Genomic DNA, 23,212 nt, shown 5'->3' with positions numbered 1-23,212 from the left:
CGTGATGACAGAAGTGGCCTAAATGTTTGCATTTCATGCCAAAATTAGCGCAAGAAAAATGTTGCATTGCACGATCCTATGAACCGACAGACAGCCACCGTTCCGATTGCCCTGGCGACCGATTTGCTTGCCGGACTCGATCCCGACTCCTTATTGGTCAGGACCGCCATCGGCCATGCCGAGATTGCACCCGAGTTATTGCAGGAGGCGGGTGGCCGGGTAACGATCGAGCAGTTCTCGAAGCTTTATCGCCAGCTTGCCCTGATGCTCGACGACGAAACGCCGCGCTTTTTTTCTCGCCCCTTGCGCAACGGAACGCTGAAGTTTCTTTGTTTGGGGATGTTTGGCTCGCCTAATCTGGACATCGCCTTTCACCGCTTCGTCAGCTATTTCCGCCTGATGCTGGATGACATGGGCTTCGAGGTGTCGCGCGGAGAGAGCCTGACGCGCATCGCGCTGATCGAGCATGTGCCACCGCAAGGCTCGCGCGTGCTGGTGCACGAACTGATGCTGAAGCTCGTGCATGGCGTGGCATCCTGGATGATTGGGCGCAGGATTGCGCTGGCGCAGGTGGATTTCGCCTTTCCCCGTCCGGCGCGAGCGCCGGAATATGTGTACGTCTTTCCGGGGCCGACCAATTTCGATCAGGCGCAAACGGCGCTCTACGTGGATTCGGAGTATCTGAACGCACCGATTCGCCAGGACAAGAGCGCGCTCAGCGATTTTCTGCGCAATGCGCCGGCCGACTGGCTTTACGTCCCGTTTAACGAAAGAATGCTGACGCACCGTGTGCGCGACTATCTCGAATCCCGTCTGGGCAGCATGCCGACAGTAGCGCCGACCGCCCGGGCGCTGCATTTTTCGGTGCGCACGCTGTCGCGCCGGCTGGCCGAAGAGGGAACGACGTTTCAGGCGGTGAAGGATGAACTGCGGCGCGACATGGCCATTCTGCAGCTGATCAAGACCGAGTTGCCGATTGCCGAGATCGGCGCGTCCATCGGATTCGATGATCCGACCACTTTCAATCGGGCATTCAAGTTGTGGACCGGTAGCGCCCCCGGTGCCTATCGCCGGCTAGGGCCTGGCCGAAAAGGTGGGTAGCTTGATATGAAAGTGGATGGCTGCGGCGTTGTTGCACGGATAAGAACATGGCGGAGGCCTGCCGCACCACTTCGCTCTTAACTAGTATGCAGGCTGAATAGTTACGAAAAACCATTACTGTTCAGTTAGCTATGGGTAACCCCCCTCTCCCGCGTGCGGGAGAGGGGGCTCGCAATAAGCAAGGTGGTCAAAACAAGGTTCAACCTTGATTGCATTGCCATATAATGCGGCCGGAATGTTTGCTAAGACCCTCTCCCTAACCCTCTCCCACAAGCGAATCGCATGGCGATTCGGGCACCAGGAAAAGCCATGCCGGGAGAGGGGACCAAACAGTCCTCACCTAGCGGGCTGAATAGTTACGAAAAACCTTTGATTGCCGGCAGATGCAAAGACGCATTTTGATGATGTTTTGCTATTTAATGTAATATTTGTCGAACCTAAAATCTGCGCTGTACATTGGAGGTCTTATGAATATATTGATGGTGTTGACGTCGCATGACCAGCTTGGTGATACCGGCCGAAAAACCGGTTTCTGGCTGGAAGAGTTTGCCGCGCCTTATTACGTTTTCAAGGATGCCGGCGCGAATATCGCCCTGGCTTCACCGAAAGGCGGACAACCGCCGCTGGACCCGAAAAGCGACGCGGACGAATTTCAGACAGATGCGACGCGCCGCTTCAAGCAGGATGCTGCGGCGCAGGCCGCACTGGCCAGTACGGTCGAACTTTCCACTGTGTCTTCTGACGATTTCGATGCACTGTTTTATCCCGGCGGGCACGGGCCATTGTGGGATCTGGCTGAAAATGCGGATTCGGTCACGTTGATCGAAACCATGTTTGCCTTGGGCAAGCCGATTGCTGCGGTATGCCATGCACCCAGCGTATTTCGCCATACCATGGCGCAGGATTCGCTGCCTTTGCTCAAGGGAATAGCCGTAACCGGTTTTTCCAACACGGAAGAAGAGGCGGTGCAGCTGACGGATATCGTTCCGTTCCTGTTAGAAAACGAGTTGCGCAAGTGCGGCGCGAAGTATTCCAAAGGGCCGGACTGGCTGCCGTATGTCGTGGTTGACGACAACCTGATCACCGGGCAGAACCCGGCTTCGTCGGAAGCAGCTGCAATCGCGGTTTTGAAACAGTTGCAAAAGACTTGAAGTGGTTTGTGTAGGAATAGCTGTCCACGCTGCAATGACGGTTGGGCGAATTTTACATACTTATTTTAGTATATTTTATGGTGCCAATAAACATATGCGGAAAATGCCATGAAAACAGTGATACACCCTATTTTTTGCTAATATCTTTGAGTGATGAAAGCATCGTGTCTTGCGCAGACATACGTAATATCGGTTATCTCTTCTGATACTGCGTCTTCCCGAACAAGGTTTCTTTTGCCTTGTCGTCGACCAAAGGCTTGCGCAAATCGGCCAGTACTTGTACCCCACGCTGAACTGCCGGGCGGGCGCTGATTTCATCGAACCAGCGTTTCGCATAGGGGTAATCGGCCCAGTCTATGCCTTGATTTTTCCATGACCTGGCCCAGGGGAAGGTGGCGATGTCGGCAATTGTGTATTGGTCGCCGGTCAGATAGGCGGTTTTGGCGAGTTGCTGGTCGAGCACGCGATACAAGCGTTTGGCTTCGTTGGTGTAGCGCTCGATTGCGTATTCGATCTGGGTTGGCGCATAGATGCGGAAGTGGTGCGTCTGCCCCAACATGGGGCCGAATCCGCCGATCTGAAACATCAGCCATTGCATGGTGTTGAATTTTTCCCGATCATTATTGCCCAGAAATTGGTCGTATTTGCTGGCCAGATACAGCAATATCGCACCCGACTCGAACAGTGAAATCGGCTGGCCGCCAGGGCCGTCTGCATCGACGATGGCCGGAATTTTATTATTGGGCGAAATTGCCAGGAAATCCGGCTGGAATTGGTCGCCGGCGCCGATGTCGACCGGATGTACACGCCATTCCTGGTTCAATCGCAGGCCGCATTCTTCGAGCATGATATGGACTTTATGGCCGTTAGGAGTGGGCCAGCTATAAACGTCAATCATGGAGTTCCTTTTCTTGGGAGTGGCAGGCCAATGCCGCTGTCACCGGGATACATGGCAGCAGCTTTGGAAATGCATACGCGACGAATAGTTTAGTCTATCCGTCGCGTGGTTGCAGCCGTGCTTGCTGCATTTCCTGCCTATTGGAAGTCGATCAAGAGTGTTTAGCCGGAGCTTTGACTTCCTTGTCTGCAGGCGGCATATGCTTTGCCAGTTCCAGCTTGGCGATTGCGTTGCGGTGCACTTCATCCGGGCCGTCGGCCAGGCGCAAGGTGCGGTTGCCGGCCCACATATACGCCAGCGGGAAGTCATCCGAGACCCCGGCCGCGCCATGTGCCTGGATCGCCCAGTCGAGCACTTGTTGGGCGACATTCGGAGCCAGCACCTTGATCATCGCGATTTCTGCCTGGGCGTGCTTGTTGCCGACGGTATCCATCATGTAGGCAGCCTTCAGGGTCAGCAGACGCGCCGAATCGATTCGGATGCGCGCCTCGGCGATGCGTTCGCGCCATACACCTTGTTCCGACAGGCGACGACCGAAAGCAACGCGGGCGTTAAGGCGTTTGCACATTAGTTCCAGTGCGCGCTCGGCGACGCCGATGGCACGCATGCAGTGGTGGATGCGCCCGGGGCCCAGGCGGCCCTGGGCGATTTCGAAGCCGCGTCCTTCACCCAGCAGGATGCTGGAAGCCGGCACCCGCACGTTTTCGAACAGGATTTCACAGTGGCCGTGCGGCGCATCGTCATAACCGAACACCGGCAACGGGCGTTTGATGGTAACCCCCTTGGTATCGGCTGGCACCAGGATCATCGATTGCTGTACATGGCGCGGCGCATCGAAATCAGTTTTGCCCATCACAATGAAAAGCTTGCAGCGTGGATCGCCGGCACCGGAAGCCCACCACTTGCGACCGTCGATCACATAATCATCGCCGTCGCGCACGATGCGGGTTTCGATATTGGTGGCATCGCTGGAGGCGACCGCTGGTTCGGTCATGGCAAAGGCGGAACGGATTTCGCCCCGCAGCAGCGGCTCCAGCCATTGGGTCTTTTGTTCTTCCGAACCGTAGCGTTCGATGGTTTCCATGTTGCCGGTGTCGGGGGCGTTGCAATTGAATACCTCCGGCGCCCAGCCGACCCGGCCCATGATTTCGCACAAAGGGGCGTAGTCCAGATTGGACAAGCCTTCCGGTGCGCGACTGGACTTCGGCAGGAACAAATTCCACAGGCCGAGCTCGCGCGCCTTCGGTTTCATTTCTTCAATGATGCGGGTCGGAATCCAGCGATTTCCCTGTTCCTTGCCGTTACGATAGACCTCATCTTTATAGCTGTTTTCGTTCGGATAGATGTGTTCATCCATGAATTTCAGGAGTTTATCCTGCAACGACTTGCACCGATCTGAATATGCGAAATCCATTATTTCTCCTCGTTGAAAAATTTAGCTACGCTCATTTTTATCTATTCCAGAGGCATGACACCAGCCCATTTCCGCCAGTGGTCTGGCGGCTCTGCCTGCCTTTAATGCCTGCTCGCTTGCTGCAGTGCCATCCACCACGCGCTTCATGATGCCCTGCAAAATGCCAGCCAGGCGGAACATGTTGTAAGCGAGATAGAAACTGAGATCTTCCTTGCGGATCGTCTTGCCGGTACGCGCGCAATATTGAGCGATGTAGGCGTCTTCCGACGGAATGCCGAGCGCCTTGTGATCCAGGCCGCCAATGCCGCGGAACTGGCCCGGTGCGATATGCCAGCTCATCAAGTGGTAGGAAAAATCCGCCAGCGGATGGCCGAGTGTCGATAATTCCCAATCCAGCAGCGCCAGGATGCGCGGTTCGGTCGGATGGAAAATCATGTTGTCCATGCGGTAATCGCCATGCACGATGCTGGTGTCGTCGCCGACCGGGATGTTGTCTGGCAGCCATGCGATCAGATGGTCCATGGCTTCGATTTTTTCAGTTTCCGAGGCCCGGTATTGCTTGGTCCAGCGGTCGATCTGGCGTGCGAAGTAATTGCCCGGCTTGCCATAGTCGGCCAAGCCGATGGCGGCGTAATCGATGCTGTGCAACTGCGCGATCACGCGATTCATTTCATCATAAATTGCGCTGCGCTCGGCTTTGTCCATGCCGGGTAACGACTGATCCCATAGAATCCGGCCATCGACAAACTCCATGATGTAAAAGGAGCGGCCGATGACGGCTTCGTCGATGCACAATGCATATTGCTGCGCCGCCGGAAAACCGGCTTTGTGCAATGCATCCATGACACGGAATTCACGTTCGATCGCGTGTGCCGATGGCAGCAGTTTGGCCGCTGGGCCGGGTTTGGTGCGTAGTACGTAACGCTGGCCGCCTGCGGTGAGCTTGAAGGTCGGATTCGATTGCCCGCCCTTGAACTGCTCCACCGCCAGTGGGCCGGAAAATCCTGCGACGTGCTGCCGCATGTAATCGGCCAGAGCGTCGCTATCGAATTTTTGCCGCTCGCTGACCGGCATGGTTCCCATGAATTCTTCGAACATCGTGTCTCCTCCTGTGGTTGGCGGGAATGGCCGAAAGACGATTCTAACCTATAAAATTGTACGGTCGTACTATTTTTAAAATGTTTTGCACGTTATCAAATGCCGATGCCGTCATGTTCTGGATTGCCGATACTGTTCCAGCAGGGTTTCCATGGTGGTGCACCGGTTTTGACTCTGCAGCAGGGAGGGCGGCGAGAAGTTCGCAATCCGCAGCACCCAGTCATTGGCGGCTGGACCGACATCGAGCGCATTGATGCATCCTGCGGTTTGTGCCATGTTACCCAGAAACAATCTTTGGCCGGTGAGGGCATACGATAGGATGGCGCGATTGACGCCGCCATGCAGCACCAGCAGCACGGTATCCCAGCTGCTGTCGGCGCGCAAGCGGTCGATTCCGGGATATACCCGGTCGAGCAACTGGCCGATGCTCTCGCCGCCGAGGAAGCGCTTGTGTTCGGCCACCACGCCGTCAAAGGCGCCCAGAAAGGCATCGTTCAGATCGACATCCGGGATACTGGATAATTTGCCTCCTCTGATTTCTTCCAGTTCGGGCCAATGCTCGGGTGCGATATCCTGCCCGGTTTCAGCCAGCACCCGGTTGGCGGTTTCGACTGTGCGCGGCAGGCCGGATACGATGACGCGGTCGAATTTAATCTTTTCCTGCGCGAATACCCTGCCGGCAGCAGTAGCCTGGGCGCGGCCTTGTTCGTTGAGCGGAACTTGTTCCGGCAAATGCGGTTTGCCGTTGGCGTCGAAATAAGTGACGCTGCCGTGCCGCATCAGGTAGATGCGTCGTCTTTTGTGTGGAGTCATTTGTATTCTGGTGAGTGTTTGGAGAGAAATGCGCTGATACCTTTTTGCGCATCGCGATGGCGGCAGATAAGCTTTCCATTGTGGCTGCAACTCTGTCCGGGTGGAGTGTATTTTTTGTCGATGGATTGGATAGGGTTAATACCAGTGTACCTTCGTAGCAAGAGGTTTAATGTTCTATTGTGGCAAGTCGACTCAACCCCTGCGTTGGCTGCGCTGCTGCGCTTTGCTGCGCCAGTCGTCGGGCACGATGAAGCCGCGGCTGCTTTCCAGCAGACAGTTCTCCTCCCCATGCTGCTGCAGAAGCGCCACCAGCACCGGCATGGTGGTCTGTGAAAATTGGGTCGCCAGTGCATCCTGCAACTGCGGTTTGTCCAGCGCGGCAAACGGCGATACCCGTGCTGGCGCCAGCCATGACAAGCGCGGCAAAATCGCCAGCCGTTCTGCCGGCATCGCCTCGAATTCCGTTAATGAACACCAGAAACCGCGGCAATGCGCCGGCGACAAACCCATCGCTGGCGGCAGCAATGCATCGTCGTCGTGATAGAACAGCCATCCTTTGACCAGCGCCTGGGCTGATGCGACTGATTGCGGCAAGTGAATTTGCGCCGCCGGATGCTGCGCCAGCATCAGTTGTTGGTCGAGGATTTTGCGCATTTTCGCGCCCAGTGTGTCGGCCAGATTCGGGCCGACGAAATAATCCGCCGCGATCTTGGCCCCAGCGCCGGCTGCGCTCGATTCCAGCAGGTAAAATTTGGTGGCAAATTCCCAGTGCAGCAGCGCAGCTTCGTATGCAGATGCGTGTCCAGATTCTTGCCATAGCAGAAAGTCGAACTCGCCCACCGTATCGTCCTTGCTGGCACGCACCTGGAGTCCGTGCGCAAACAGCAAGCCCTGACGCCGAAAATAAAATGCCAAAAGCTTTTCGGCGTAATGCCCAAGGCGGGTGAATGGTCTGATATCGAGAAAGGCATGCAGTTCGGCCGGTGCCGCATCCAGCGCTGCCAGCCAGTCAATCGTGGTCTGATCCCGTGCGCCGTCCAGCGTCGCGATCATGCCGCGCCATTGCGGTGCCAGCACATCCAGCAAATCCGGCGCGCTCAGCAACCAAGCCAGCGCACGGACATGCGGGTCGCGCAGATGCCCCCAGCGCCGATGAAAATCGGCCTGGCATGTGGCAAACAGCACGGGCTTATTCAGCAGCGCTTGGATTGGCGGTTTGGTCGGCATAGGTGCGCAGCGCCAGGCAAAGGTCATCCCAGGCCTCGCGTTTTGCGATTGGCTTGCGCAACAAATAGGCAGGATGGTAAGTAACCACGGTCGGGCATCGATAAGCCCGATGCAACTGGCCGCGTAGCGACGACAGGCTGGTGCCGGGGCTGCATTCCAGCAACGTCAGCGCAGCTGTTTTGCCGAGAGCCACGATCACAGTCGGTTGCAACAAGGCAATTTGTCGCTCCAGATAAGGTTTGCACAAGGAAATTTGTTGCGGAGACGGTGCGTGGTCGGCACTATTTGCATCGGTCGAGCGGCATTTGACGACATTGGACAGATACACGTTGGCATCGCGCTTCAAACCCATGGCCGACAACATGGCATCGAGCAGTTTGCCGGCAGGACCCACAAAAGGCGCGCCCTGTTGATCTTCGGTGCGGCCAGGGCCTTCGCCAACGAACAGCCATTTGGCTTGCCGGTCGCCGCTGCCGAAGACGGTCTGGTTGCGCTTCTGGCACAGATCGCAGCCGCGGCAAGCGCTAACGGCAGCCTGCAGTTGCGGCCAATCCATCAAGGCGATTTCCGCTGCAGACGGCAAGGTTGCCGGATCGGTTACCAAAGGAGAATCATCCCACGCCGCAGGTGTGCTAGCCGGGGAAGGGCTGACGGGAGATGGAAAAGGAAATGGAGCGTCCGGTTTGGCCACTGTGGATGCAACCTCAGCAACTTCGGTGGCATTAATAGCATCAACAACGCTAACGGCCTCGCTGGTCAGGCCTGAGTCGGGGTTGGGTGCGGATTCAAAAACAGGCGCAACATTGCGGCGCACCCAAATCTCGCCCACGCCCATTTCCTGCAAAAAAACGGCACGGCGGCGCTGTTCCAGCGTCATAGCGATAACCGCATGACGATGGCATCTTCCCGCGTATTGCCGGCAGCCGGGTAATACGCCTTGCGACGGCCGATCGACATGAAACCGTATTGCACATACATATTGAGCGCGCGTGTATTGGATGGCCGCACCTCCAGCAAAATGGAAGTCAGTCCCAGTTCGCGCGCCATCGACACCACCCGATCCAGCAATGCACGCCCGAATCCGCGCCCGTGCAAATCGACCCGCACGCTGATATTGAGCAAATGCCCTTCATCCACCACCAGCATGAGTAAAAAATAACCCACTAAGTTGCCAACTAAGTTGCCCACTGCGTCGCCAATTTCCTTACCCACTTCCGCGCGAGCGACCCAAGCCTGATAGCCGCTATGCAATGCATCCTTGAAATTACCGCGTGTCCACGGATGTGGATAAACGGTGTTTTCGATGGTCAACACCGCATCGAGGTCCTCGGGCTGCATCGGCGCAAATCGCATCAGCGATGCAGAGGTAGATACGGCCTGGGCACTCACTTGGATACTCCCGCCTTGAACGCCAACCGCTCCTCAGTGGTCAGCGCAATTTTGTTGCGCAAATAGATCGGTTGCGCCTGTTCCGGGGTCAATAGTTGACCCGCTGTAAATGCGGTACGTGCCAGGCGCGCCACCTGCGCTGCGTGCGGCATCACTTCGGCGCGCGCCTGTTGCACCCATGGATAACTGTGCGCCTGCAGCGCGAACTCGCCCGGATATGCAGCAAAGCCATTGCCGCAAGCGACCAGCCCATCCTTAGACTGCGGCACCACATTCGCAACGGCAGACAAGGTCGGCGCGACCACGGTATGCCAGCCATTGGCATAACTGTATTGGGCCCAATACACCTCGCCCATGCGTGCGTCCAGTACCGCCAGCACTTCATGCGCGCCGGTCTCGGCACGGCAAGCCTCGGCCATAGACAACAAGGTGACGATGGAGATCACCGGCAAATTTGCCCCAAACGCCAACCCCTGGGCAATGCCGCAAGCGGTGCGCACGCCGGTAAAGGAACCGGGCCCGGCACCAAAAGCAATCGCAGCGCATTGCGACAGGCGTATATCGCCCTGCGCCAACACGCTTTGCACCATCGGCAACAGGGTTTGGGAGTGGGTCTGAACGCCCGACGATTCGCGCACAAGCAGCGTATCGCCCTGCAACAAGGCAGCGGAGGCAAGTTCGGAAGAGGTTTCGATGGCAAGGATGAGTGGCATTCGTGCATTTTACCGCGATGGCCAGATCCATAGATGCGGAGCATGCACATGAGATCTTCATATCCACCCAAGTCATCAGGATACGAACTGGATACGAACGCCGGATTCACGTCGTATCTGAATCCACGCCGGCGCCGTGACCGCTTAATAATTATATTTTTGATAATTATCAATTTATACATTTAGGAACTGAGCGACATTTAACTTGAAAGCGAACTTCAAGAAAATCAGTTCCCGAAGAAAGGAAAAATCATTTTTTTGAGTGAAAAGCCACAGGCATTCATTCGGATACCGCAAGCGTCGTGGAAATGTGTTTTTTGAGCCGCACTTATAACGAACGAAATGGTGGGTCAATCATGCATGATTTAATTCTCAAAAATTCTACCAGGCTGGAATTTTCGATGCGGCTGATGGACGTTCTTGTGCTGCTAGTGGCCGGTCATTTCGCCAGCCAACTGCATTTCGCTACATCTCTCGACATGGCTGCTCCAATTCATGCGGTGCTGCTGTACTTCTCTTGCGGATTGGTTTTTTTAATATTTCCACAATTCGATTTGTATGCATCATGGCGTGGACGATCGATGTTCAGCATGTTCGGGCGGCTTGCCGCTACTTTGGCACTGGTGTTGCTAATCGGGGTGTTTTTCAGCTTCCTGATTCACCACGTAGGCGCATTGTCACGCTTGTGGTTGATTTACTGGTACGTAACCAGCGTTATTTTTTTGGTGATCTACAGAACGTTGGTGTATTCAACCCTGCGCTATTTACGTAAAAATGGTTTGAATAACAAGCGCGTGGTGATCGTCGGTTATGGCCCCATCGGGCAGGAAATCCATAAACGCGCATTGCAACAGGATTTTTACGGTTATGAAGTTAAGGGCGTACATACCTGTACCAGCGACCCCGACAATTTTTTAAAAGACCCCGCAATAGTAAGCATTCATAAGCTGGAAAACATTCATGATTTTGTGACGGCCAATGATATTCATGAAATCTGGATTACGTTGCCAATGAGTGCATCGGATCAATTGCATGAACTGCAATACTTACTGCGTAACGCCTTGGTGGATATACGCTGGATACCTGATATTTTTAGCTTGCAAATGTTGAGCAACAAGATGATCGATTTTCTGGGCATGCCTGCGGTGGACTTGAATCGCCCGACGTCCAGCGGTCTGGGTGGCATCGGCAAGGATCTGTTCGACAAGCTGTTTGCCTTCATCGTGCTGACACTATTGCTGCCGCTGTTCGCGGTGATTGCAATCGGCATCAAATATTCTTCTCCAGGTCCGGTGTTTTTCAAGCAACCCAGGCTGGGCCTGAACGGGAAAAAATTCAACATCTATAAATTCCGCTCGATGCAAGTGCATCAAGAGCATGACAAGGTCACGCAAGCCACCAAAAACGACCCGCGCATCACCCGCATCGGGCAATTCCTGCGACGCACCAGCCTGGATGAACTGCCGCAGTTCATTAACGTACTGATGGGAGATATGTCGGTCGTCGGTCCAAGGCCGCACGCACTACAACACAACGCAATATACAAGGATGTCCTGGGGTTATACATGCTGCGGCATCGGGTCAAGCCCGGCATTACCGGCTGGGCCCAGATCAATGGTCATCGGGGTGAAACCGACACCATAGACAAGATGGAAAAGCGGGTGCAATCCGACCTCTACTATATTCACAACTGGTCGTTCTGGCTCGACTTGCGCATCATTGTCTGGACTGCATTCAAAGGATGGACGGGCAACCATGCCTATTAGCATGAGCACCTCCATCCGGTCAGGAAAAATCGCGGACGACTGTCGCATCGACAGCGTCTCCGGCACAGAATCCGAAGCTTTCCTGAGCACAGAGTTGTTTGCCAGCGTGGTTGCGCATACGCCATTGGTTGCCATTGATTTGATAGTGACCGACCCGCAGGGAGCCGTGCTGCTCGGTTTGCGCAATAACCCGCCAGCCCAAGGGTTCTGGTTTGTACCGGGTGGGCGCATTCTGAAGAATGAAGCGATCAACGCTGCCTTTAGGCGCATTGCAGAAAATGAATTGGGCTGCGTTATGCCCATTGCACAGAGTCGGCTCGTAGGCGTTTTTGAACATTTTTATGATGTCAATTTTGCCGGTGTCACAGGTGCCAGCACACATTACATTGTGCTGGCCTATCGCCTGCAAACAGAGCATCGATTGTTCGCGCTGTCGCGCCAACAGCATAGCCAAACCATCTGGATGCAACCGGACCAGGCTAAGCAGCACCCGCTGGTCCATCCCTATACCCAAGCTTATTTTGAATTGGCCACAAAATGACTACTCCGCTTATTCCCGTCATTCTTTGCGGGGGCTCAGGGACCCGGCTCTGGCCTCTGTCGCGCGAGACTTATCCCAAACAGTTTTTACGTTTGCTTGGGAAAGACACCCTGCTGCAGCAAACCATGCAGCGGCTTACAGGCATTGAGGATGTCGATCCTGCAATCCTCGTCTGCAATGAAAGTTCGCGTTTTGTGGTGGCGGAACAATTACGGGAAATCGGTATGGAAAACGCCCAGATTCTGCTGGAGCCGGCACGGCGCAATACCGCACCGGCAATTGCCGCGGCTGCTTTGCAAGCGCTATCCAGGGGCGGTGATCCTTTGTTATTGGTACTGCCATCAGACCATGTAATTAATAACCATACCGCCTTTTATAGCGCAGTTCACAAAGCTAAAATTGCTGCCGAAAAAGGCAAACTGGTGACCTTTGGCATTACCCCGTTGGGCCCGGAAACCGGTTATGGCTATATCCGCGCAGGCACTGCCGAGCCTGGGCCGGCACAAGCGCAACCTGTAATCGAATATGTGGAAAAGCCGGACCATGCCACCGCTGAACACTACCTCGCTAGTGGAAACTATTTCTGGAATAGCGGCATGTTCATTTTTCGTGCCAGTCGTTATCTGGAAGAACTCACACACTTTGAGCCGGAAATTGTTGCCGCATGCAGCCAGGCCATGGCATTGTCCAAACAGGATTTCAGTTTTATTCGACTCGACAGCCAGTCGTATATCGACAGTCCCAGCAAGGCAGTAGATTATGCGGTGATGGAACGCACCAAAAACGCCGCAATGGTGACAATGGACGCCGACTGGAGCGATATTGGCTCCTGGGCAGCTGTGTGGAAAGCCTCCGGAAAAGATGGCGACAACAATGCCCAGCAGGGCGATGTAATGCTGCAGGATTGTCAAAACTGCCTGGTGCATGGCAGCGCCCGCCTGGTTACCGCAGTAGGCATGCGCAATACGATCATCATTGAAACCGCAGATGCCCTGTTGATCATGGACGCCGATCGGGCTCAAGACGCCAAAAAACTGGTGGAGCGTCTAATCGATACCAAGCGCACAGAAGCCACACAGCATCGCGAAATATTCCGTCCCTGGGGGTCGTACGACTCCATCGAGGCCGGTACGCGTTTCCATGTCAAACGCATTACGGTCAAACAAGGCGCCAAGCTATCGCTACAAATGCACCACCATCGCGCAGAACACTGGGTGGTTGTGTCGGGCACGGCAAAAATCACTAACGGCGATCAGGAATACCTGCTGACGGAAAACCAGTCCACCTATATTCCGCTAGGCGTTGTGCATTCGCTGGAAAACCCCGGAAAAATTCCATTGGAATTGATCGAAATTCAGTCAGGCGCGTATTTGGGTGAAGACGACATCGTTCGACTGCAAGACAATTACGGCCGCGTCGGAACGCCATCATGAGCAGACGACAAGATTAAAACCATGTTGGGCTTCGCGGTATTAAGCGCTAACCTATGGGGTATTTTTATGCTACGCATATTCTATATGCGGTAAATTGCATATTATTTGGCATACTCCACAATGCGATTTATATGCGAAATTCACCTTAGGTCATTTTCATCATGCCAAAGAAAATTCTCGTAACAGGCGCGTCCGGTTATATAGGCTCACATACCTGCGTCGAGTTGCTGCAGGCTGGCTTTACTGTTATCGCGCTGGACAATCTTTGCAACAGTTCCCAGGAAGCGATTGCACGGGTGGAGCGCATCACCGGTAGTGCATTGCCATTTTACCAAGCTGACGTGCGGGACCGCGCTGCTTTGGACCGTGTATTGCGCGAACACGCAATTGATGCGGTCATACACTTTGCTGGCCTGAAAGCGGTGGGTGAATCGGTAGCCCAGCCGCTGCTGTACTTTGATAACAACGTATCCGGCACGGTCACGCTATTGCAGGCTTTGATAGAGGCGAACGTCAAGCGATTTGTGTTCAGTTCGTCTGCGACCGTCTATGGTGACCCGGAATCCGTACCCATCATGGAGACTGCACGATTATCAACGACCAATCCTTATGGCCGTTCCAAATTAATGGTGGAGCAGATTCTGAATGACCTGATGCAGGCCGACCCGAATTGGCGTATCGGCATCTTGCGCTACTTCAATCCGGCAGGTGCGCACCCGAGCGGCTTGATCGGTGAAGACCCGCAAGGCATTCCCAATAACCTGATGCCTTTTGTGGCGCAGGTCGCAGTCGGTCGGCGCGGCCGGCTGGCAGTCTTTGGCAACGATTACCCGACGCCGGATGGCACCGGCGTACGGGATTACATTCATGTGGTGGATTTAGCGCGGGGGCATGTTGCGGCGCTTGGCCGGCTGTTTGCGCAACCAGGAGGATTTACGGTCAATCTCGGCACTGGCCAGGGATATAGCGTTTTGGAAGCGGTGCGCGCCTTCGAAGCAGCCAGCGGTTGCGCTGTACCGTTTGACATTATGCCGCGCCGCCCCGGCGATATCGCCAGCTGCTATGCGTCGCCAACACAAGCGCGTGAATTACTCCGGTGGCGCGCAGAAAAAAATCTGGAAGAAATGTGTGTGGACCACTGGCGCTGGCAAAGGATGAATCCGCAGGGGTATTGAGTCAGGGACAAACGCATCAGATCCATCTCACATTATTTGCAGGAGCATGACCCAAGTCAAGCCAGCGCGGGCGGGCACTGCCAGAATGACAAAAATACAAGTTAATAAGGGGAGAATAACCATGACGACCGAACCGCACGCCCCTTTCAATCTCATCACGCCCCATCATAAAACCACCCCTAAAGTGGCACTGATTACAGGGGTGACCGGCCAGGACGGCGCGTATCTGGCAGAACTGCTGCTCCAAAAAGGCTATGTAGTGCACGGCATCAAACGCCGCACATCATTGCTCAACACCGGGCGCATAGACCATTTATACCAGGACCCGCACGAGACGCCGCATCGCTTCACCCTGCATCACGGCGACATGACCGACAGCTCATCCCTGATCCGCATCATCCAGCAGACCCAACCGGACGAGATATACAACCTCGCCGCCCAAAGCCATGTCGCCGTCTCGTTCGAAGAGCCCGAATACACCGCCAATTCCGATGGGCTCGGGCCACTGCGCATGCTCGAAGCCATCCGCATCCTCGGCCTGGAGAAAAAAACACGGTTCTACCAAGCTTCCACCTCAGAACTATATGGCCAGGTGCAGGAAACCCCACAACGCGAAACAACGCCTTTCTACCCGCGCAGTCCTTATGCTGTGGCCAAGCTGTACGCCTACTGGATCACCATCAACTACCGCGAAGCGTATGGCATGTATGCCTGCAACGGCATCCTTTTCAACCATGAATCGCCGTTGCGCGGGGAAACCTTTGTCACCCGCAAGATCACCCGCGCACTGTCGCGTATTGCGCTCGGTCTGCAGGATTGTCTGTATTTGGGCAACATGAGTGCCAAGCGCGACTGGGGTCATGCACGCGACTATGTTGAAATGCAATGGCTGATGCTGCAGCAGGAGCAACCGGAAGACTTTGTCATCGCCACGGGTTTCCAGTACAGCGTACGCGACTTCGTCAACGCAGCAGCCGTTGCGCTAGGCATGACGCTAGATTGGCAAGGTGAAGGGCAGGAAGAAACCGCCAGTGTATTAAATGCCGGGCCGCATACCGGCACCAAGCCCGGCCAGGTCATCGTGCGTGTTGATCCACGCTATTTCCGCCCCACCGAAGTGGAAACCCTGCTCGGTGACGCCAGCAAAGCCCACGCCAAATTAGGCTGGAGGCCCGCCACCACATTCGGGCAACTGGTCAAAGAGATGGTGCAGGCAGACCTGGACGCCAATCGCAAGTACGCGCTGATCAGGCAGAACGGTTTTGCCGCTTACGCGCATGGCGAATAAGGACTTATCAAAATGCCCAATACGAAAAAGTGCATCTACGTAGCAGGCCACCGCGGCATGGTCGGCTCCGCCATTGTCCGTACGCTGCGGCAGCGCGACTACAACAACATTGTCACGCGAACCCATGCGGAACTCGATCTGACCGACCAGGCGCAAGTGCGTGCTTTTTTTAACTCGGAAAAGATCGATGAAGTCTACGTGGCCGCTGCGCACGTCGGCGGCATCCATGCCAACAATACCTATCCTGCGGAATTCATTTATCAGAACATGATGATGGAAGCCAACGTCATCAACGAAGCCTGGCGCACGGGCGTGCAAAAGCTGTTGTTTTTAGGTTCCTCCTGCATCTACCCCCGCCTGGCCGAGCAACCGATCAGGGAGGAATTTCTGCTGACTGGCCCGCTCGAACCCACCAATGAACCCTACGCGATTGCCAAAATCGCCGGCATCAAGCTGTGCGAAAGCTACAACCGCCAGTACGGCACTGACTACCGCAGCGTCATGCCCACCAACCTGTACGGCCCCGGCGACAATTACCATCCGGAGAACAGCCACGTCATTCCCGCATTGCTTCGCCGCTTCCACGAAGCCAAAAGCACCGGCGCAAAAAAAGTGGTGGTCTGGGGCACTGGCACGCCGCGCCGCGAATTTTTATATGTAGAAGACATGGCTGAAGCGAGTGTGCATGTGATGGAGCTGGAGCGCGCCACCTATGATGCCCATACCACGCCGACGTCAAGCCATATCAATGTCGGAACCGGGGAAGAAGTCACCATCCGGGAACTGCTGGAACTGCTCGGCAAGGTAACCGGCTATCAAGGAACCGTCGAATTCGACGCCGATAAACCGGACGGAACACCAAGAAAGCTAATCTCTAACGACAGACTGTCCAAGTTGGGATGGCACAGAAAAATGGAGTTGGATAAAGGGCTGATCGTTACTTATTCACACTATGTAAATTCCCTGAAACAGGTCGATTAGCCATCGCGGATTCAATTATTAAGGGCAATGTAAAAAATACCTGTTGTAGTATTGTTTATATTCCAGAGAGCAATTTTAGAGCGGCCTGGAGTGTTGCATCTTTCTTGGCGAAACAAAAACGCACGACGCCGGATTCCTTCGGCTGGTGATAAAAGGCCGATACCGGAATCGCCGCCACGCCAATTTCAGACGTCAGAAATTGGCTGAATTCAACTTCATTCAGGGCCGAGATGGAGGAATATTCGACGCATTGAAAATAAGTGCCGTCCGACGGCAGTAATGTGAAGCGGCTATTTTTCAGGCCATCTCTAAACAAGTCGCGCTTGCGCTGGTAAAACGCCGGCAACTCCAGATAGGGCGCAGGGTCGCGCATGTAGTGTGCCAAGCCATGCTGCATCGGCGTATTGACGGTAAATACATTGAACTGGTGCACCTTGCGAAATTCCGCCATCAGCGCTGCCGGTGCCGCCACATAGCCGACTTTCCACCCGGTGACATGGTAAGTCTTGCCGAAACTGGACACGACGAAGGCGCGTGCCGCCAATTCCGGATGGCGGCAGACCGATTCATGCGCAATCCCGTCGAACACCATATGTTCGTATACCTCGTCCGAAATCAGCAGTATGCCGGTGCCGCGCACGATGTTGGCCAGCGCATCCAAGTCCTTTTTGAGCAGAATCGAGCCGGTCGGGTTGTGCGGCGAATTGATGATGATCAGTCGCGTTTTAGGCGTTACCGCTGCCGCTACTGTGTGCCACGGAACCGAATAGCCGCGCGGCCCGATTTCCATTTGCACAAAAACCGGCACTCCGCCTGCGAGTTCGATGGCCGGCACGTAACTGTCATACGCCGGCTCGATGACGATCACTTCGTCGCCGGCATGCACGCTGCAAAGGATCGCGGTCAGCAGTCCTTGCGTGGCGCCAGCAGTTACCGTGATTTCGCTGGCTGCGTTGTACTGGTGGCCGTAAAGTTGGTCAATCTTGCGCGCAATGGCTTCGCGCAAAGGAGCAATTCCGGCCATCGGCGGATATTGGTTCAGCCCGCTTTTCATGGCTGCGGTGACGGTGTCGATCAGCGCCGGATCACAGTCGAAATCCGGAAAGCCCTGGCCCAGGTTGACCGCATTTTTTTCCAGCGCCAAGGCCGACATGACGCTGAAAATCGTGGTGCCTACTTTGGGTAGCTTGGAGGTCAGAGCTATCGGTTCGAAATGGGCGGTTGCAAGCGGGAGTGGCTGATTCATGATTGGGATCGGGGTGCTGTGGTCGAGCCGGAATTTTAACGCCGGCAATGGTTTAAGTGGCAGGAGGTGGCAGGAGTTGGTGCAATGAACGGGTGATATGCGCTTCCATAAAGATTTCCAGGATGGAATTTATACCTACTCATGTATATTTAAAGAGCGCATTAAATTAATGCGTAAAATACATGTTTTTTGCCTATACTCCCTAAAAAATAGTGTTATCGGTGCACAATTCGATTACTGCCCACGCAGATACAGCGCATCGTCGAAAGTAAAAAGCCATTGCGGTCGATACACCGCGAAGATCGTGACCAGAAATCCGATCAGGAAAGTTTCGCCCCACGCCAATAGCAGCATGTAGGCAATCGTGTCGTAGGAACTGGACAATGGCGCTGCAATCCATAGCCCGTGAGCGGCAATTGACATCAAACCGGTCAGAGAGAGCACCACCATCGAGCCGAAAACACCGTTGCCGAACAAGTAGACGAACATATGATGCGGCAAACGCTTTTTGACCGCAGTTAATATGACATCGCTAAACCATGCTGGCAGCACTGCCAACAACAGCAAATTCATGCCAAGATTGCCCCAGACACCGTTGAACAGCGCTGTGTAGGCAATAACGGATAGCCCCAAGCCCAGCGTGGCCAGAGAGCGGCCGAACATCAGCGGAAACAGCGACAAGCCCATCAGATGCAAGTTCAGGTCGCTGTTGATGTTGATGCGTAGCCGCCACAGCATCGTCAGCATGATGAGCAGCGCGCACCAGGCTGAAAACACCGTGGGCGCTTCCAGTCGTTTCCAGGGCGCGCTCATGGCGCAACGCAACATGCCAAAGATGGCCAGGCACCATGTGATGATGGCTACGCCAATCGGGAGAGGTGTATTGAAAATGCCCATGAGAGATTATCTTTGCAGTTAACCGTGTGCGCGAATATGCGGTTAATTATCACCGCAAACTGCAAAGAATTCAGGTTTCTAGCGCCCAAGCTTGCGGCAGGATAATTTCAAAAAGACCGGCTCGTGCGGTTTTCCTGGCTAGTTTCAGCAGGGCTTTATCCTTCGTGATCAGGGTCGCGGCTTTCGCGTCGCGCGACAACTCCAGAAACTTCTGATCGTCGGGGTCGCTGCATAGCGGCAGTTTGATATTGATGCGCGGTTCCGGCGCAATGCAGTCGATCAGCGCATCAAAGGCGGCGTTGCATTCGGCGCGCATGGCTTCATTCAGGTGTAATTGTGAATAACCCAGGACAATCTGCCATTCCATGCGACATTCTGCTTTTGTGACAGCCTCGACGGCGCCGCTTTTCAGCGCAGCCAGCAAGGCGGCCCAGCGGGGGTCGTTGAAGACGAATAAATCCAGGCAAACGTTGGTGTCGAGTACGATGCGTTTCGGTATCATGTTTTAAATTCTTTAATTTTCTATGGATGTTGCAATGCTGATTGTCTTGTCACCCGCCAAAACGCTCGCCATGGGGACGCCGCCCGCTGCGATAAAAAGCAGCCTGCCGGAGTTTATCGCGCATTCGGTCCAACTCATCGATGTTTTGAAGACGTTTTCTCCGGCACAGGTCGCTAGCCTGATGCGTATTTCCGATCCGCTGGCGGCTTTGAATTTCGCCCGCTACGCTAGCTGGACCCAGGAGTTTTCGCCACAGAATGCAAAGCAGGCGGTCTTGGCATTCAATGGCGATGTCTATGCGGGCCTGGCGGCGGCAACGCTGAGCGCGGGGCAACTCGACTACACGCAGTCGCATGTGCGTATTTTATCCGGCCTATATGGCATGTTGCGCCCGCTTGACCTGATGCAGCCTTATCGGCTGGAAATGGGCACCCGTCTTGCCACTGCGCGCGGCAAGAACCTGTATGCCTTTTGGGGCGATATCGTGACCACGGCGCTCAATGAGGTGCTGCGGGCACGGAATTATTCTGCGTTGGTCAATCTGGCGTCTGAAGAATATTTCAAAGTGGTCAAGCCAGACTTGTTGTCGGTGCCGGTCATTACGCCGGTGTTTGAAGACTGGAAAAATGGCAAATACAAAATCATTTCCTTCTATGCTAAACGTGCGCGCGGCTTGATGGCGCGCTATGCGGCGCTGCACGGCGTGACGCAGCCGAAACAACTGCAGGCTTTTGACATGGATGGTTATGCGTTTGATGCCGATGGTTCCAGCGAACACAATTGGTTATTCCGTCGCAGACTGGCTTGATGCTGTTTGGCTCGAATCTATTGTTAGCGTCGTCATTAATGAAAATGCCCCGGATTGCGGGGCATTTTTATTAAGCAAACTGAGTTACCAGAGTTTCCACCATGCATTGTCTTTGACCGGGCCGCCCCTGTAATACACACTGTTCGGATAGTTGGTTTTCATGACGCGCTCGGCATCGTCGCGCAACTCCGTCATGCCCAGCGCATCATAAGAGCGCACCATGACAAACAGCGCTTCTTCCAAGGCTGGCGCTTCACGGTATTCCTTGACCGCATACTGGGCCCGGTTGGCGGCGGCTAGATAAGCACCGCGTTTGTAGTAATAATTGGCCACGTGGACTTCATACTGCGCCATGGCATTGACCAGATATTTCATGCGGGCGATGGCGTCAGGCGTGTATGTGCTGTCGGGAAAACGCTCGACGAGTTGCTTGAATGCATTGAATGCTTCGCGCGCCGCTTTCGGGTCGCGTTCGGTGGCATCCTGACGCGACAGGAAATTGAATGCGCTAACGCGGTCGTTGAAGTTGATCAGACCGCGTAAATAATAGGCGTAATCGACATTCGGGTGATTCGGATGGAGCTTGATGAAGCGTTCCGCCGCCGCCAAGGCCAGCGGCTGATCTGCCTGCCGGTAATACGCATAAGCGATTTCCAGCTGTGCCTGTTGCGCGTAGGTGCCGAATGGATAACGCGATTCGAGTTTTTCAAAATACTGAACCGATTTGTCATAATTGCCGCTCGCCAGTTCATCGCGTGCCTCCGAGTATAATTTCGAGGCTGACCACGCCTTGGTCTCGTCGATTTTTTCAGGTAGTAAGCTGCATGCCGAAATTGACAAGGCCAGAAGGATTGTTGCGATTTTAAATAATTTTTTTTGCATGACGTGTGTGCAAGAATGCATCTTAACAAGAACACTGATTATAGCTGATGGGACCTGCCGTGATATTACCCGCAATGCCAAATTTGGCGGAACCTGTTTTCGCGTCCACGCTGGATGATGCGGACGAAGAGAACGGCGCGCTGCTGCAGATGGAACCCATTACTCTGAAGCTGACGCCCGATGTGTGCGGCGAGCGCATGGATAAAGTGATTTCAAGACTGATTCCGCAATTTTCCAGAAGTCGCATTCAGCAATGGATCGCAACTGGGCACGTCACTGTGGATGACAAGGTCGCAAAGACCAAGATGACCAGTTTCGGCGACGAAACGGTAGTGGTTTCGCCGCAGCCAGCCCCCGAAGATGACGCGTATACCGCAGAAACCATGGATCTGGCGATTGTGTATGAAGACGCCACCATCATCATCATCAACAAGCCGGCTGGCCTGGTGGTGCATCCGGCTGCCGGCAATTGGTCCGGCACTTTGCTCAACGGCTTGCTGCATCATTACCCGGCGATTGCCGGCGTGCCGCGCGCCGGTATCGTTCATCGTCTTGATAAAGACACCAGCGGCTTGATGGTCGTCGCAAAGACCCTGGAAGCGCATACCGATCTGGTGCGCCAGTTGCAGGCCCGTACCGTGCGGCGCGAATATCTGGCGTTGGTGTGGGGAACCCCAAATTTGACCGGTACTGTGGATGCCGCGATGGGCCGTCATCCACGCGATAGGATAAAAATGGCGGTGCTGGAGAGCATGACCGCCAAACCTGCGGTGACACATTTCGAGCGTCTGGCGACCGGCCTGCTGGGACGTCACCCGGTCAGCCTGATGCGCTGCAAGCTGGAAACCGGCCGCACGCATCAGATTCGCGTCCACATGATGTCTATCGGGCATACCTTGGTCGGCGACGTACTGTACGGAAAAGCCCATTTAGCTTCTGTTTTCCCGCGCCAGGCCCTGCAGGCGCAACACCTGGGGTTAATTCATCCCGCCACAGGGGATGCTTGCGATTGGAGCGTGCCGCTGGCCGATGATTTTTTAGCGCTGCTGGCAAGTGCAGGAATCGAAGCTCCCGTATAAAGGTTATGCATAACGGGAGATTGGAAAGCGATGGATCTAATCATCCCTGACTGGCCTGATTTGCCTGCCAACGTAGGCGCCTTGTCCACTACGCGGCGAGGCGGCGTCAGTCTTGCTCCATTTGACGATGGCAGCGGCAGCGGAGCTGGCGGTTTGAATCTGGGCACGCATGTAACGGATCGTCCGTTGCATGTCCGCGAAAATCGGAAATTGTTGCGTACTTTGCTGCCATCCGAGCCGGCTTGGATGACGCAAGTACATGGCACTGTCATCGTCGATGCGGCAAGCTTATCTGATGTGCCCGAGGCTGATGCCAGCTTTACTACAGCTAAGGGTGTGGTCTGCGCGATCATGACTGCCGACTGCTTGCCGGTCTTGTTTTGCGACCAAAACGGACGCGTTGTTGCCGCCGCGCACGCAGGATGGCGCAGCTTGTCCGCCGGCATCCTTGAAAAAACAGTAGCCCGCATGCGCGACGCCGGTGCGGACAAAATATCAGCTTGGCTAGGGCCTGCTATCGGTCCGGATTATTTTGAAGTCGGTGAAGATGTGCGCCAGACATTTACTGCGCAAGACGCTAGTGCATCGAGCGCATTCAAGCCAATCGCTGCACATAAAGGCAAGTATCTGGCCGACATATACGCATTGGCACGTGCCCGGCTGCAGAGCGCAGGGGTGTATAGCATCAGCGGTGGCGAGTTTTGTACCGTCAGCGATTCTCGCCGTTTTTTTTCTTATCGGCGCGACAAAATCACAGGAAGAATGACTTCGTTGATCTGGCTCAAACAGGAGGCGCTGTTTTAGGGCAAC

The 23,212-nt window shown here is 54.8% G+C and carries 23 protein-coding genes; 11 read left to right on the top strand and 12 right to left on the bottom strand.

Going from position 1 to position 23,212, the window contains the following annotated elements; all coding sequences use genetic code 11:
- Nucleotides 1-78 precede the first annotated feature (78 nt).
- Together KGFNPO_RS09785 and KGFNPO_RS09780 are read left to right on the top strand one after the other, a co-directional pair.
- The gene (locus KGFNPO_RS09785) at nucleotides 79-1,101 is read left to right on the top strand and encodes an AraC family transcriptional regulator (protein ID WP_472631113.1); all 1,023 of its coding nucleotides are present in this window, start codon (nucleotides 79-81) and stop codon (nucleotides 1,099-1,101) included.
- Between the two features lie 467 nt (nucleotides 1,102-1,568).
- Entirely contained in the window at nucleotides 1,569-2,252 is a 684-nt protein-coding gene (locus tag KGFNPO_RS09780; RefSeq protein WP_472631112.1) for a type 1 glutamine amidotransferase domain-containing protein, read from the top strand.
- A gap of 193 nt (nucleotides 2,253-2,445) precedes the next feature.
- Here KGFNPO_RS09780 and KGFNPO_RS09775 read toward each other — a convergent pair whose 3' ends face one another.
- The 8 genes from KGFNPO_RS09775 to tsaB all read right to left on the bottom strand — a co-directional run bounded on the left by KGFNPO_RS09775 (nucleotide 2,446) and on the right by tsaB (nucleotide 9,804).
- Nucleotides 2,446-3,150, bottom strand: coding sequence for a glutathione binding-like protein (locus tag KGFNPO_RS09775; protein WP_472631111.1), 705 nt, complete (start codon nucleotides 3,148-3,150; stop codon nucleotides 2,446-2,448).
- A gap of 151 nt (nucleotides 3,151-3,301) precedes the next feature.
- On the bottom strand, nucleotides 3,302-4,564 hold the full coding sequence (locus KGFNPO_RS09770; RefSeq protein ID WP_472631110.1) for an acyl-CoA dehydrogenase family protein: 1,263 nt from the start codon (nucleotides 4,562-4,564) through the stop codon (nucleotides 3,302-3,304).
- A 21-nt stretch (nucleotides 4,565-4,585) separates the two neighbouring features.
- Entirely contained in the window at nucleotides 4,586-5,662 is a 1,077-nt protein-coding gene (locus KGFNPO_RS09765) for a phosphotransferase family protein (protein ID WP_472631109.1), read from the bottom strand.
- A 111-nt stretch (nucleotides 5,663-5,773) separates the two neighbouring features.
- Nucleotides 5,774-6,475, bottom strand: a complete 702-nt coding sequence (locus tag KGFNPO_RS09760) for a histidine phosphatase family protein (RefSeq protein ID WP_472631108.1) — start codon at nucleotides 6,473-6,475, stop codon at nucleotides 5,774-5,776.
- Between the two features lie 192 nt (nucleotides 6,476-6,667).
- Entirely contained in the window at nucleotides 6,668-7,729 is a 1,062-nt protein-coding gene (locus KGFNPO_RS09755) for a DUF1853 family protein (RefSeq protein WP_472631107.1), read from the bottom strand.
- Nucleotides 7,665-8,579, bottom strand: coding sequence for a uracil-DNA glycosylase (locus tag KGFNPO_RS09750; RefSeq protein ID WP_472631106.1), 915 nt, complete (start codon nucleotides 8,577-8,579; stop codon nucleotides 7,665-7,667). Before KGFNPO_RS09750 ends, KGFNPO_RS09755 begins: the two co-directional genes overlap by 65 nt.
- Nucleotides 8,576-9,091 carry a ribosomal protein S18-alanine N-acetyltransferase gene (rimI, locus tag KGFNPO_RS09745; protein WP_472631105.1) on the bottom strand — a complete coding sequence of 172 codons (516 nt, stop codon included), beginning with the start codon at nucleotides 9,089-9,091 and terminating at the stop codon, nucleotides 8,576-8,578. The genes KGFNPO_RS09750 and rimI overlap by 4 nt, the downstream gene beginning before the upstream one ends.
- Nucleotides 9,088-9,804 (bottom strand): tRNA (adenosine(37)-N6)-threonylcarbamoyltransferase complex dimerization subunit type 1 TsaB, encoded by a 717-nt coding sequence (gene tsaB / locus KGFNPO_RS09740; protein ID WP_472631104.1) that lies wholly within the window; start codon nucleotides 9,802-9,804, stop codon nucleotides 9,088-9,090. Before tsaB ends, rimI begins: the two co-directional genes overlap by 4 nt.
- Before the next feature lie 356 nt (nucleotides 9,805-10,160).
- Between tsaB and KGFNPO_RS09735 the strand changes: the two genes are divergently transcribed.
- The 6 genes from KGFNPO_RS09735 to fcl all read left to right on the top strand — a co-directional run bounded on the left by KGFNPO_RS09735 (nucleotide 10,161) and on the right by fcl (nucleotide 16,988).
- The gene (locus KGFNPO_RS09735; protein ID WP_472631103.1) at nucleotides 10,161-11,570 is read left to right on the top strand and encodes an undecaprenyl-phosphate glucose phosphotransferase; all 1,410 of its coding nucleotides are present in this window, start codon (nucleotides 10,161-10,163) and stop codon (nucleotides 11,568-11,570) included.
- Nucleotide 11,571: 1 nt separating this feature from the next.
- On the top strand, nucleotides 11,572-12,111 hold the full coding sequence (locus KGFNPO_RS09730) for a GDP-mannose mannosyl hydrolase (protein WP_472631102.1): 540 nt from the start codon (nucleotides 11,572-11,574) through the stop codon (nucleotides 12,109-12,111).
- Nucleotides 12,108-13,544, top strand: a complete 1,437-nt coding sequence (locus KGFNPO_RS09725; protein ID WP_472631101.1) for a mannose-1-phosphate guanylyltransferase/mannose-6-phosphate isomerase — start codon at nucleotides 12,108-12,110, stop codon at nucleotides 13,542-13,544. Before KGFNPO_RS09730 ends, KGFNPO_RS09725 begins: the two co-directional genes overlap by 4 nt.
- Before the next feature lie 161 nt (nucleotides 13,545-13,705).
- On the top strand, nucleotides 13,706-14,719 hold the full coding sequence (gene galE, locus KGFNPO_RS09720) for a UDP-glucose 4-epimerase GalE (protein WP_472631100.1): 1,014 nt from the start codon (nucleotides 13,706-13,708) through the stop codon (nucleotides 14,717-14,719).
- A 121-nt stretch (nucleotides 14,720-14,840) separates the two neighbouring features.
- The gene (gmd, locus tag KGFNPO_RS09715) at nucleotides 14,841-16,007 is read left to right on the top strand and encodes a GDP-mannose 4,6-dehydratase (RefSeq protein WP_472631099.1); all 1,167 of its coding nucleotides are present in this window, start codon (nucleotides 14,841-14,843) and stop codon (nucleotides 16,005-16,007) included.
- Between the two features lie 12 nt (nucleotides 16,008-16,019).
- Nucleotides 16,020-16,988 carry a GDP-L-fucose synthase gene (gene fcl, locus KGFNPO_RS09710; RefSeq protein WP_472631098.1) on the top strand — a complete coding sequence of 323 codons (969 nt, stop codon included), beginning with the start codon at nucleotides 16,020-16,022 and terminating at the stop codon, nucleotides 16,986-16,988.
- A gap of 55 nt (nucleotides 16,989-17,043) precedes the next feature.
- Here the strand turns inward: fcl and KGFNPO_RS09705 are convergent, their stop codons facing one another.
- The 3 genes from KGFNPO_RS09705 to KGFNPO_RS09695 all read right to left on the bottom strand — a co-directional run bounded on the left by KGFNPO_RS09705 (nucleotide 17,044) and on the right by KGFNPO_RS09695 (nucleotide 19,633).
- Nucleotides 17,044-18,234: a pyridoxal phosphate-dependent aminotransferase gene (locus KGFNPO_RS09705; RefSeq protein ID WP_472631097.1), complete on the bottom strand. Its 1,191-nt coding sequence runs from the start codon at nucleotides 18,232-18,234 to the stop codon at nucleotides 17,044-17,046.
- Between the two features lie 234 nt (nucleotides 18,235-18,468).
- Nucleotides 18,469-19,131 (bottom strand): energy-coupling factor ABC transporter permease, encoded by a 663-nt coding sequence (locus KGFNPO_RS09700; protein WP_472631096.1) that lies wholly within the window; start codon nucleotides 19,129-19,131, stop codon nucleotides 18,469-18,471.
- 70 nt (nucleotides 19,132-19,201) lie between these two features.
- A complete protein-coding gene (locus tag KGFNPO_RS09695; protein ID WP_472631095.1) occupies nucleotides 19,202-19,633 on the bottom strand; it encodes a putative toxin-antitoxin system toxin component, PIN family in 432 nt (143 codons plus the stop codon).
- 34 nt (nucleotides 19,634-19,667) lie between these two features.
- Here KGFNPO_RS09695 and yaaA point away from each other — a divergent pair, with 34 nt between their 5' ends.
- Nucleotides 19,668-20,441: a peroxide stress protein YaaA gene (gene yaaA / locus KGFNPO_RS09690; RefSeq protein WP_472634443.1), complete on the top strand. Its 774-nt coding sequence runs from the start codon at nucleotides 19,668-19,670 to the stop codon at nucleotides 20,439-20,441.
- Between the two features lie 84 nt (nucleotides 20,442-20,525).
- Here yaaA and KGFNPO_RS09685 read toward each other — a convergent pair whose 3' ends face one another.
- Entirely contained in the window at nucleotides 20,526-21,323 is a 798-nt protein-coding gene (locus KGFNPO_RS09685) for an outer membrane protein assembly factor BamD (protein WP_472631094.1), read from the bottom strand.
- A gap of 74 nt (nucleotides 21,324-21,397) precedes the next feature.
- On the opposite strand from KGFNPO_RS09685, the gene KGFNPO_RS09680 reads away from it, so the two are divergent.
- Both KGFNPO_RS09680 and pgeF read left to right on the top strand, forming a co-directional pair.
- A complete protein-coding gene (locus KGFNPO_RS09680; RefSeq protein ID WP_472631093.1) occupies nucleotides 21,398-22,402 on the top strand; it encodes an RluA family pseudouridine synthase in 1,005 nt (334 codons plus the stop codon).
- A 30-nt stretch (nucleotides 22,403-22,432) separates the two neighbouring features.
- Nucleotides 22,433-23,206 (top strand): peptidoglycan editing factor PgeF, encoded by a 774-nt coding sequence (gene pgeF / locus KGFNPO_RS09675; protein ID WP_472631092.1) that lies wholly within the window; start codon nucleotides 22,433-22,435, stop codon nucleotides 23,204-23,206.
- The last annotated feature ends 6 nt before the right edge of the window (nucleotides 23,207-23,212 follow it).

It is taken from the genome of Gelidimonas diazotrophica (assembly GCF_055694025.1).
This window is presented reverse-complemented; position numbering and strand designations above follow the sequence as displayed.